This is a genomic window from Dietzia sp. SLG310A2-38A2 (genome assembly GCF_014145095.1).
Lineage (GTDB): Bacteria > Actinomycetota > Actinomycetes > Mycobacteriales > Mycobacteriaceae > Dietzia.
In genome coordinates, this window is sequence record NZ_JAALDX010000181.1 from 1 (window position 1) to 11,071 (window position 11,071).

Genomic DNA, 11,071 nt, shown 5'->3' on the forward strand with positions numbered 1-11,071 from the left:
GTCCGGCACCCGGCCCGGTGGCGCCCCGGGAGGTCGGACCACCAGTCCGGCACCCGGTCCGGCACCCGGTCCGGTGGCGCCCCGCCGCCACCTGACCCCACGTTCCGCACACTCAAAGGATTTCGCTTCACCCATGCTCTCCACGCTGACGAACGCCCCGACCATCGCCCCGGCCGACCTGCGCGAGGCGATGGACTCGGACACCCCGCCCACCGTGATCGACGTGCGGTCCGGCGCCGAGTACTCCTCGGTCCATATCCGCGGTTCCTACAACGTGCCGCTGCCCCTGCTGGCCGAGCACGGTGAGGAGTTCGCCTCCCGCCTACCGGGGCAGGTCGTGCTGATCTGCCAGTCCGGCAACCGCGCCCGCCAGGCCAACCAGCGCCTCGAGTCCGTGGGCGTGGACCCCGACTCGGTCACCGTCCTGGACGGCGGGATCGCCGGCTACGAGTCCGCTGGCGGCGAGGTCGTCCGCGGCAAGGGCGCCTGGGCGATGGACCGGCAGGTCCGGATGGTCGCCGGTTCCCTCGTCCTGGCGGGCGTGACGGCCTCGAAGGTGATCTCCCCGAAGTTCGCCTACCTCGCCGGCGCCATCGGGGCCGGGCTGACCTACTCCGCGGCGAGCAACTCCTGCGCCATGGCCGCAGCCCTGGCCAAGATGCCGTGGAACCGCTCGGCCGACGAGCCCGGGCTCGGCTCCGTCCTGGACTCGCTGCCCGCCCGCTCCTGACCCACCCCACTCCCGACACCGGAGCCGGCGCCCCGCCGGAGAAAGGCACCTGACATGGAGATCTCCACGATCATCGTCGTGGCCCTGGCCGTCCTGGTCGGACTGTCCCTGGGCCTGCTCGGCGGGGGCGGGTCCATCCTGGTCGTGCCGCTGCTGACCTACATCGGCGGACTCGACCCCAAAGAGGCCATCGCCACCTCCCTGTTCGTCGTGGGCGCCACCTCGCTGGTCAGCCTCATCGGCCACGCCCGCAAGGGCAACGTCCAGTGGCGCACGGGTCTGATCTTCGGCGCGGCCGGCATGGTGGGCGCGTTCGGCGGCGGACTGGCCGGCGGCTACATCCCCGGCACCGTCCTGATGGTCGCCTTCGCGAGCATGATGATCGCCACCGCCGGCGCCATGATCCGCGGCCGCAAAGACCGCGACGGGCAGAGCGGCGACCACCACCACCCGCTGTGGCGGATCCTGCTCGACGGCCTCGTCGTGGGTGCCGCGACCGGACTGGTCGGCGCAGGAGGCGGATTCCTCGTCGTCCCGGCCCTGGTCCTGCTGGCGGGCCTGCCGATGACCGCCGCGGTGGGCACCTCCCTGCTGGTCATCGCCATGAAGTCCTTCGCCGGACTCGGCGGCTACCTCACCTCGGTCAGCCTGGACTGGCCGCTGGTCGCCGCGGTCACCGCCGCCGCGATCGCCGGTTCATTCGTCGGCATCCGGCTGACCTCCGTGGTGCCGGAGAAGGCACTGCGCAAGGGGTTCGGCTACTTCGTCCTGGTCATGGGCGCCTTCGTCCTGTCCCAGGAACTGCCCTTCCCCGCCGCACCCATCATCCTCGGCATCGTCGTGGTCCTGGCCAGTGCCGCGGCGACCTGTCTGCTCGCCGCCAAGGACCGCTGCCCCTTGAGATCCTCCACACCGATCGCCGCCCGGGCCTCGTGACGCGGAGCTGAACGGCCCCGACCGCATGGGCCACGGCCCGTGCGGTCGGGGCCGTTGTCGTCGACGCCGGTTGTCCTCCGACCGCGGTGCGCGCACCATTCGCGTCATGGATACAACTCTGCTCTGGGACGGCTGGGAACCGGTCGTCCACTCCGTCGTCATGGTCGTGTGTGGCTTCGTCGCCCTGGTGGTGATCCTCCGGGTATCCGGCCCACGCACGATGGCCAAGATGACACCCCTCGACTTCATCGTGGCCGTGACCATAGGTTCGGCGTTCGGACGCACACTCACCGCGACCTCGGTGCCCCTCGCCCAGACGGTCCTGGTGTTGGCGTTGTTGGTCGGCCTCCAGTGGCTGTTCGCCGCGGTCCGCGCGAGGTCACCGCGGGTCCGGTCCCTGCTGGACAGCCCGCCGGTCCTCCTCTACTACCAGGGACGGATGCAGGGCCGGGCCCTGCGGAGCCACCGCCTTCTCGAGGACGATGTCCACACGGCGGCCCGGCAATCGGGGAAGGGCTCTCTCGAGCAGGTCGCGGCGGTGATCCTCCAACAGGACGGCAGCCTGGGGGTGATTGGTCGCGACGATCTGGGCGACGCCTCGAGCCTGCTGCCGTTCACGGGCCGAGACGACATCCGAGACAACGAAGGATAAGAGAAATATCCCCGAGCGGTGGCGTGATCCGGATCACATAGCTACCGTGGCCCAACCGATATCGTGGAAGGCGGGGTCATGGATCATTTCAACCGGAGGGCATTTCTCGCGCGGGCGTCCCTGTTCGGTGCATTCGTCAGCGCGGGCGTCGCGTTTCCGGGGGCCCTGAACAGCTCGCTCGGGCCGGTGGGACGAGCGAACGCCCAGGGGACCGGCAGTGCCGTCCTCGACGCGGTCGAGGAGTTCTCCCTGGACACCATGCGGGCGCTGTGCGTGATGGTCATGCCCGGACCCGACGAGTGGTCGAGACAACAGGGCACGCCACGCATGGACCCGGGCCCGATCGAGGTCGGCGGCGGCGAGTTCATGAAGGACCTGTTCGACAACTACCTGGGAATGGGTGACCAACTCGCGCGCCCCCTCGCCCTGGGGCTGGGCGAGGCACTCTCCGACATGGGGATCCCCACCGAGCCCTTCCTCGGACTGAGTGAGCCCGACGGCCGCCGCATCGACCAGGTGCTCGGCTACATCTACAGCGACCGCGTGCTCCCTCTGTCCCTGCCAGTGGCGCTCCTCCTCAACACCGGCGCGCTGCTGGTGAACCCCGGGTCAATTGTCGGCCCCCTCGGCTCGCCGTTCTCCCGCCTGTCGCTCGGGGACAAGTGCAGGGTGCTCGAGGGGATCGAGGGTCCCGTCCCCCAGCTGGTCTCGATCATCGACGGTGCCTTGCCGGTCCCCCTACGCGGCTCGGCGTCGGGGTTCCTCCGGTTCGCCGGGGGCATCCTGCTCCAGGGCACCGCGTTCGGCGTCTACTCCGAGCAGAACACCTACAACCCCGCGACCGGGACGGTGGATCCGCGCCCCGTGCCGTGGGACCTCACGGGATACCGGCCGACCGGCCTGGTCGACGGTCATCCCGAGTTCATCGGCTACTACCAGAACCGCACGGAGGTGCCTGCAGATGCGTGATGTCATCGTCATCGGAGCGGGAGGTGGTGGCCCCGTCGTCGCCGCCGAACTCGCCGGACGTGGGTTGGACGTGCTCGTCCTGGAGGGCGGCCCCCGGCACGCCGATCCGGAGAGCCAGTGGTCGCACGCGGAGAACGATGCCAACAACCCGAACAACGGGTTCCTCCGCTTCGGGCCGGAGGACCGCGACAAGCCCGCGTGGTTCCGGGAATGGACCAACAACCTCTTCGTCTGGCAGTTGTCCGGTGTCGGCGGCACCACCCAGCACTACTACGGCAACAGTCCCCGCCCCATGCCCGGGGCGTTCAGCGGCTACACGGGTGCCGACGCGGCGGAGTACGACACCGCCCACCGCTTCCCCTTCAGCTACGAGGAACTGGTCCCCTACCTCGAATGGGTCGAGGCCACGCTGCCGGTGGAGACCGCGGCGATGGGCACCAAGGAGGAGATCACCTTCCGGGGCTGCGAAGCGGTCGGGCTGCCGGTCCAGACCTCCCGGGACATCACCAGGCCCGCGTTCCGGCCCCAGCAGAACGCGATCCTCCAGCCCGGGGGGAACTCGGGACGGACGGACGACGCCAACCTGCTCACCTACCCGCAGGCGACCGGCTGCACGTTCTGTGGCCACTGCTTCCAGGGGTGTTATGTACCCCGGCAGGCGCCGCGGAACCAGTACGCCAAGCGGTCCACCGACAACAGCTACGTCCCGCTCGGGCTGGCCGCGGACGCGGTACGCCCCGGTGGGCGGGCGTTCGAGCTGATCGCGGACAGCTTCGTGCAGTCGATCCGTCACGAGCAGGAGGGTCCGCACACCGTGGCCCGGGGCGTGACGTGGCGGAACAACACCACCGGGGAGATCTTCTCCGAGGACGCCCGCGTCGTGGTGCTCGCCGGTGGGGTCACCGAGAGTCCCCGCCTGTGGTTCAACAGCGGGCTGCCCAATCCGAACGACTGGGTCGGCCGCGGGCACACCGACCACCACTTCGACTGGGTCGTGGGCAGCTTCGACGAGTACACCGGCAACTCCAAGGGCGCGAACTCGGCGGCGCGGATGGACTGGCCGGGCCGCGGCGGCATGGAGAACGTGGGGCTCGGCCCGGCGATCCAGGCCTTCACGCTGTCGCTGTCCGACTCCGGGGTCCGCGGGGTCTACGACAACGGGCGCGGACTCTACGGACCGTGGGACGGCCCCTCGGGCCGCCTGGTGGGCAACGAACTCAAGGACCTCATGATGGGCGGGATCGACAACCTGCTCAACTTCCTCGTGATCACCGACGATCACGTGCAGTCGACAAACAGGATCACCCCGTCCCTGTTCCCCGCCGACGAGAACGGCGCGCCCGCCAAGCTCGACATCACGCTGCGGAACCGCTCCCCGCGGACCCAGGAGAACCGGGAGTTCATGGTGCGCAAGTCCGCGGAGATCATGCGGGCTGCCGGGGCGAAGAAGGTGTACCGGCTGGACTGGGCTCCGCTGCTGCTCCACGTGCACTCGTCGATGCGGATGGGCGAGTCCGACCAGAACTCGGTGCTCGACGCGAACGCCGAGGCGCGGTGGGTCAAGCGGCTGTTCATCGCCGACAACTCGGCGCTCGCCAACGCGCTCGGCGGACCCAACCCGACCCTGACCACGCAGGCGCTCGCCACCCGGACGGCGGAGAAGATCTTCCAGCTGTACTTCGGCGGGGACTCCTGGGTAGGCAGGGAGGCCCCGGTGGTGAGCACGGATGCCAGGATCTCCGCCCGCATGAACGCGATGGGGCTCTGATCGGCGGGGCGCCGATACGAGGGAGCGCTGCTCACGGGCGGGTTGAGCACAGGCGCGCTGATCACGGTCCCCCCGTCGGCGGCCCCGACGCGTTCGCGTCCCGACCCGGACCCGGGGTGATAGTTTTCTTCATCTCCGGTCGATGCTTCGGGAAGGCAACCTATGTGCACGCGAACGCTCTGGTCTCCGGGCGAGGACCTTGTCCTGGCCGGCCGCACCATGGACTACGGGGTCGACGTGCGGACCAACCTGTGGGCGTTCCCCCGGGGGATGGCCCGCGACAACGGGGTCGATGACACCCTGCGCTGGACCTCGACGTACGGCAGCGTCGTGGCCGCCGCCTATGACGTGGCGAGCACGGACGGGATCAACGAGGCGGGCCTGGCCGGGCATCTGCTGTGGCTCGCGGAGTCCGAGTACGGCGAGCGCGATCCGGACCGTCCGGCGTTGAGCGCCTCCGCGTGGGTGCAGTACATGTTGGACAACTTCGCGACCGTCGCCGAGGCTGTGGACTGGATGCGTCAGTCCCGGGTCCAGATCCGGACCTCGGGAGATCCGGTCACCGGCCAGACCGTGACCGTCCACCTGGCGCTCGACGACCGCACCGGCGACTCGGCGATCATCGAGTACATCGACGGCGAACCCCACATCTGGCATGACCGGGCCTACACGGTGATGACCAATTCGCCGCCGTTCGCCGAGCAACTCGAGCGGCTCCGCGAGATCGAGGGCTTCGGCGGTGACCGCCCGCTGCCCGGCGGCACGGACGCCGACGAGCGGTTCGCCCGCGCGGCCTTCTACCTGGACCGACTCCCGGCTCCCGCAGACCGGACGGGGGCCGTCGCGGAGTTGCTGAGCGTGATGCGCAACGCGTCGCAACCGTTCCGCATGCCGGATCCGGACCAACCGAACGCCTCCACAACCCTGTGGCGGACCATCACCGACCACGTCGACGGTGTGTACGTCTTCGAGAACACCGGGCGGCCCAACATCGTGTGGGTCCGGTTGGAGCACCTCGACTTCTCCGAGGGCGCACCGGTCCGCAAACTCGACCTGGTCGCCGACACCGGGCTCGAGGGGGGTCTGGTCGGAGAGGTCAGCGCCCACTTCGAGGCGACGGCCCCCATGGAGTTCCTCCGCGCGTCCTGAGAGCCGCTCCCGGGCGCCCGGCACCCCCACCGGGTTTCCTGCCGCCCGTACTCAGAAGACGCTGACCCCCAGCCGTCGGCGCGCCCGCAGGTCCCACAGGTTGAGTGTGTAGACCACACGTAGCGGCCTGGACAGAACGGTGTCGAGTGCGGCCGCGAGGTTCACGATGATGCGGCGGCGGCGGAGGTCCTGAGGGGTGATCGTCCAGCGCATCTCGTCACGGATTCGCGCGGGGACCGCGAACTTGGTCATCGACAGACTCCAGGGCCCCAGTGTCTTGTGGGCGAGTGTCCCCAGCTGCTTCATCCGGACCTCGAGGACCGCGAAGTCGGCGAGCGACTGGAGGTACTCGCGAACCGTGTCGTCGATCCGGACGCCGTCGATGCCCTCGGCGAATCGTCTCTCGTACTCGGCCCAGGTCGCCGGCCAACGGGCCTCCGGGACGTTCAGTGTGGTCCCGAGCGGTCGCGCGAGCTCGATCACCCGGTCGAGTTCCGCCTCCGACAGCGGCCCGTGCACCATCTCCCACTGATCGATGTAGTAGCGGACCAGGCAGAGCGCCACCCACGTCTGCGAGGTCGCGGAGTTGGCGTTGTAGCGGACCGGACTGGACTCGGTCGAGTGGACCTGCGCGTGGATCTCACGCACCGCGTCGTGGAAGAACTGCCGGTCAGCCTGGTTCCCCAGCGTCGCCACGGCGAGGTACTGGGCGGTGGTCCGACCACGCTTGATCGGGCGGAGGTCGCCGCGGCCTCGGTCCACGCGGCTCTCGACCACGCCGTACCCGACCGCGGGGTCGGCCAGCTGCATCACCACGTTCGCGGCGGGTAGCCAGAACCACAGATGCGTGGACAGGTCCGGGAGGTGCCGGATCCTCCTCGGGTCGACGTCTGCGTCGACGGATCGCGTTCCTGGGTTCATCACGTCACTCCCTGTGCACGGCGCGTGCCGCGCGATCATGCCGTACGTGCTCGAGTTTCAGATCACATATATCTTACATCATGAATCGAGCCGGGAGGCCCCGCCGGTCGGCCGAGCGACCGGAACGCACCGCCTGGCAGGATAGGGTTACCTAACTAGAGGAGACCTTCGTGGCAGACGAGCGCAAGAGCCCCACCCCGACCACCCTCACCGTGCTCCGCACCGAGGCGGTGAGCGCCCACATGGTGCGGGTCGTCCTCGGCGGCGCGGGGTTCGACGCCTTCGCACCGCGCGCGGAGACCGACAGTTACGTCAAACTCGAACTGCCCTCCGGGGACGGCCCCGTGGTGCGGACCTACACCGTGCGACGCGTCGACCTCGTGGCGCGCGAGATCTGGATCGACTTCGTCGTGCACGGGGACGCGGGCGTCGCGGGGCCGTGGGCCCGGACGGTCGCGCCCGGGACCGACGTCGCCGTCCGAGGGCCGGGCGGTGGGTACCGTCCCGACTCCGAGGCCGACTTCCACCTCCTCGCCGGGGACGAGACCGCGGTCCCCGCGATCTCCGCCGCCCTGGAATCCCTGCCCTCGGACGCGGTGGGGGCGGTGTTCCTGGAGGTGGGTGACGACGACGACGAGGTGACACTCACCGCTCCGGAGGGCGTGCAGATCACCTGGCTGCACCGCGGGGCCCCCTCCACGCAGGCCGGCCCCGGACAGATCGACGGCGACGCGCCGCTGGTCGTCGCGGTGCGCGAGATGCCGTGGCCGGACGGCGACGTGCAGGTGTTCGTGCACGGCGAGGCCGAGACAGTGATGAAGCATCTGCGCCCACTGTTGCGCTCCGAACGCGGCGTCCCGGCCCGCCGGGCCTCGATCTCCGGGTACTGGCGGCGCGGCCGCACCGAGGAGGGCTTCCGCACCTGGAAACGCGAGTTGGCGGAATCGGAGCCGGATCAGCAACCCGTGAGGTGAGTCCCGGGTTACCCGGTCGGTGCGACCCGGTACCCTCATGTGCCAGCACTGTTAACGCATCCGGCCCCTCACGCTCACCCGTGACCGTAGACAAGGCATGGCACATGGCATTCTCACGCGCGACGATCCTCACCGGACTGGTGGCCACCTCGGCACTCGTCCTCGCAGGCTGCACCGGCGGCTCCGACGATGACACCGCCGGCGGTGGCGGCGGCGAGTCCTACGCGATCGGCATCAACCAGCTCGTCCAGCACCCCGCACTCGACGCGGCCACCGCGGGATTCAAGGAGGCCTTCTCCGAGGCCGGCGTCGAGGTGGAGTTCAACGAGCAGAACGCCAACGGTGAGCAGGCCACCGCGCTGACCATCGCGCAGCAGTTCGCCGCCGACGACCTGGACCTCACCCTGGCGGTGGCGACCCCGGCCGCCCAGGCGATGGCCCAGAACATCATCAACATCCCGCTGTTGTTCACCGCGGTCACCGACCCGGTCTCGGCTGAGCTCGTCGACTCGATGGAGGAGCCGGGCGCCAACGTCACCGGCACCTCGGACGCCGCGCCGATCGACGAGCAGCTCGAGTTGCTCAAGGAGATCGTCCCCGACGCCGAGCGCGTGGGCATCGTCTACGCCTCCGGCGAGGTCAACTCGCAGGTCCAGGTGGACCAGGCCGAGGAGTCCGCCGGCCCGCTCGACCTGGAGATCGTCACCCAGACCGTCACCTCGGTCAACGAGATCCAGCAGGCCGTCGAGGCGCTCGGTGACGTCGACGCGATCTACGTCCCGACCGACAACATGGTCGTGTCCGGTATCGCCGCACTCGTCCAGGTGGCCGAGGCCAAGCAGATCCCCGTGATCGCCGCGGAGGAGGGCACCGTCGAGGGCGGCGCCGTCGCCACGCTGGGCATCGACTACACCGAGCTGGGCCGCCAGACCGGCGAGATGGCGCTGCGCATCCTGCGTGACGGCGAGGACCCGGCCACCATGCCGGTCGAGACCGCGGCCGAGTTCACCTACGTGGTCAACGAGGACGCCGCCGAGCGTCAGGGCGTCACCATCCCGGAGGACATCCTCGCCGAGGCTGAGAAGAAGTGATCGGCGCCGTCGAGGTAGGCCTCATCTACGGGGTCATGGCGCTGGGGGTCTTCCTGACCTTCCGCGTGCTCAACTTCCCCGACCTCACCGTCGACGGCAGCTTCACCACCGGTGCCGCCACCGCGGCGACGGCACTCCTCGCCGGCTGGAACCCGGTGTTCGCGACCCTCGCGGGTTTCGTCACCGGGTTCCTGGCCGGCATCATCACCGGCCTGCTACACACCAAGGGCAAGATCGACGGCCTCCTGGCCGGCATCCTCACCATGATCGGGCTGTGGTCGGTCAACCTGCGGATCATGGGAAGCGCCAACGCCCCGTTGCTGCGCCAGGACACCGCGTTCACACCGCTGCGCGAGGCCGGCATCCTCGGCACCTGGGGTGGCGTCGCCGTCCTCGCGGGGGCCGTGGGACTGCTCGGCCTCGTCGTGGTCTGGTTCCTCACCACCGACCTGGGCCTGTCCATCCGCGCCACGGGCGACAACGGCCCGATGATCTCCTCCTTCGGCGTCTCGACTGACTTCACCAAGACCCTCACCCTGGCGCTGTCCAACGGCCTCGTGGGCATGTGCGGCGCACTGTTGGCGCAGTATCGGGGCTTCGCCGACATCTCGATGGGCATCGGCCTGATCCTGGTGGGCCTGGCCTCCGTCATCCTGGGACAGGCGATCCTCGGCCAGCGCAAGCTGTGGCTCGCGGTGTACGCCGTGATCGTGGGCGCGGTCCTGTACCAGCTCATCATCGCCGTGGCGCTCGAGGTGGGGCTCAACCCGAACGACATGAGGGCGGTCACGGCCATACTCGTGGTGATAGCGCTCCTCGCGCCCAAGTGGAGGGCCATGGGCGGCCGGTTCGGGCGCAGACCCACCACCGCGGTCGCCGCGAACGAGCGCGCGGTGGCGGGTAGCGGGGCCGCCGTCGACGCAGGACCCGAGTCCGCCGACACCGCCGCGACCGGCGCCAAGGAGACCTGACGATGCTGACAGTCAAGGACGTGTCCAAGACCTTCTTCCCGGGCACCGTCAACGAGCGCCGGGCCCTTCACGGACTCAGCCTCACGATGGCCGAGGGCGACTTCGTCACCGTGATCGGCTCCAACGGCGCCGGAAAGTCGACCCTGCTCAACGCCGTGTCGGGGCGGTTGATCGCCGACGGCGGCAGCATCGAGATCGACGGCAAGGACGTCACCCGACTGCCCGACCACAAGCGCGCGAAGTATGTGGGCCGCGTCTTCCAGGACCCGCTGGCCGGGACCGCGCCCAACCTCACCATCGAGGAGAACCTGTCGCTCGCGGTACTCCGCGGCAGGCGGCGCGGACTCGGCCCCAGCCTGAACAAGAAGCGCCGCGCGCAGTTCGCCGACCAGCTCGCCATGCTCGAGTTGGGACTCGAGGACCGGCTCACCGCCAAGGTCGGGTTGCTCTCGGGAGGCCAGCGGCAGGCCCTATCACTCCTCATGGCCGGGTTCACCCAACCGCGGATCATGCTGCTCGACGAGCACACCGCGGCCCTGGACCCGCAGCGGGCCGAGCTGGTCACCACGATCACCGAGCGGATCGTCCGCGAAGGCGGGCTCACCACGCTCATGGTCACGCACAACATGGAGCAGGCCATCCGGTTGGGCAACAGGCTGATCATGATGCACGAGGGCCGGATCGTCTACGAGGCGGACGACCAGAAGAAGGCGTCGCTCACCGTGCAGGACCTGCTCAAGGAGTTCGCCAACATCAAGGGCGCGACGCTGTCCGACAAGGCGTTCCTGGGCTGAGGCCCCCTCTCCCGCCCGGACCCATCGGACCCCGCCCGGACCCATCGGACCCCGGCCCCCATCGACAAGAGCGTTCCGTACACCCGCCTCTCCTTGGAGTCAAGTGGTTGTTGCAA

The 11,071-nt window shown here is 69.5% G+C and carries 11 protein-coding genes; 10 read left to right on the top strand and 1 reads right to left on the bottom strand.

What is annotated here, in order from left to right; all coding sequences use genetic code 11:
- The first annotated feature begins 133 nt into the window (after positions 1–133).
- The 6 genes from G6027_RS07080 to G6027_RS07105 all read left to right on the top strand — a co-directional run bounded on the left by G6027_RS07080 (position 134) and on the right by G6027_RS07105 (position 6,204).
- Complete coding sequence (locus tag G6027_RS07080; RefSeq protein WP_182636557.1) at positions 134–730, top strand: rhodanese-like domain-containing protein; 597 nt, start codon at positions 134–136, stop codon at positions 728–730.
- Positions 731–784: 54 nt separating this feature from the next.
- On the top strand, positions 785–1,666 hold the full coding sequence (locus G6027_RS07085) for a sulfite exporter TauE/SafE family protein (protein WP_182636558.1): 882 nt from the start codon (positions 785–787) through the stop codon (positions 1,664–1,666).
- 106 nt (positions 1,667–1,772) lie between these two features.
- A complete protein-coding gene (locus G6027_RS07090) occupies positions 1,773–2,318 on the top strand; it encodes a YetF domain-containing protein (protein ID WP_182636559.1) in 546 nt (181 codons plus the stop codon).
- A 78-nt stretch (positions 2,319–2,396) separates the two neighbouring features.
- Entirely contained in the window at positions 2,397–3,287 is an 891-nt protein-coding gene (locus G6027_RS07095; protein WP_182636560.1) for a hypothetical protein, read from the top strand.
- Complete coding sequence (locus G6027_RS07100) at positions 3,280–5,055, top strand: GMC oxidoreductase (RefSeq protein ID WP_182636561.1); 1,776 nt, start codon at positions 3,280–3,282, stop codon at positions 5,053–5,055. Before G6027_RS07095 ends, G6027_RS07100 begins: the two co-directional genes overlap by 8 nt.
- 162 nt (positions 5,056–5,217) lie before the next feature.
- Positions 5,218–6,204 (top strand): linear amide C-N hydrolase, encoded by a 987-nt coding sequence (locus tag G6027_RS07105; RefSeq protein ID WP_182636562.1) that lies wholly within the window; start codon positions 5,218–5,220, stop codon positions 6,202–6,204.
- A gap of 51 nt (positions 6,205–6,255) precedes the next feature.
- Here the strand turns inward: G6027_RS07105 and G6027_RS07110 are convergent, their stop codons facing one another.
- Positions 6,256–7,125, bottom strand: a complete 870-nt coding sequence (locus tag G6027_RS07110; protein WP_182636563.1) for an oxygenase MpaB family protein — start codon at positions 7,123–7,125, stop codon at positions 6,256–6,258.
- A gap of 170 nt (positions 7,126–7,295) precedes the next feature.
- Here G6027_RS07110 and G6027_RS07115 point away from each other — a divergent pair, with 170 nt between their 5' ends.
- From G6027_RS07115 to G6027_RS07130, 4 genes are all read left to right on the top strand, one after another.
- Positions 7,296–8,099: an SIP domain-containing protein gene (locus G6027_RS07115; RefSeq protein ID WP_182636564.1), complete on the top strand. Its 804-nt coding sequence runs from the start codon at positions 7,296–7,298 to the stop codon at positions 8,097–8,099.
- Positions 8,100–8,203: 104 nt separating this feature from the next.
- Positions 8,204–9,190, top strand: a complete 987-nt coding sequence (locus G6027_RS07120) for an ABC transporter substrate-binding protein (RefSeq protein WP_182636565.1) — start codon at positions 8,204–8,206, stop codon at positions 9,188–9,190.
- Positions 9,187–10,161, top strand: coding sequence for an ABC transporter permease (locus G6027_RS07125; RefSeq protein ID WP_182636566.1), 975 nt, complete (start codon positions 9,187–9,189; stop codon positions 10,159–10,161). Before G6027_RS07120 ends, G6027_RS07125 begins: the two co-directional genes overlap by 4 nt.
- 2 nt (positions 10,162–10,163) lie before the next feature.
- A complete protein-coding gene (locus G6027_RS07130; RefSeq protein ID WP_182636567.1) occupies positions 10,164–10,955 on the top strand; it encodes an ABC transporter ATP-binding protein in 792 nt (263 codons plus the stop codon).
- The last annotated feature ends 116 nt before the right edge of the window (positions 10,956–11,071 follow it).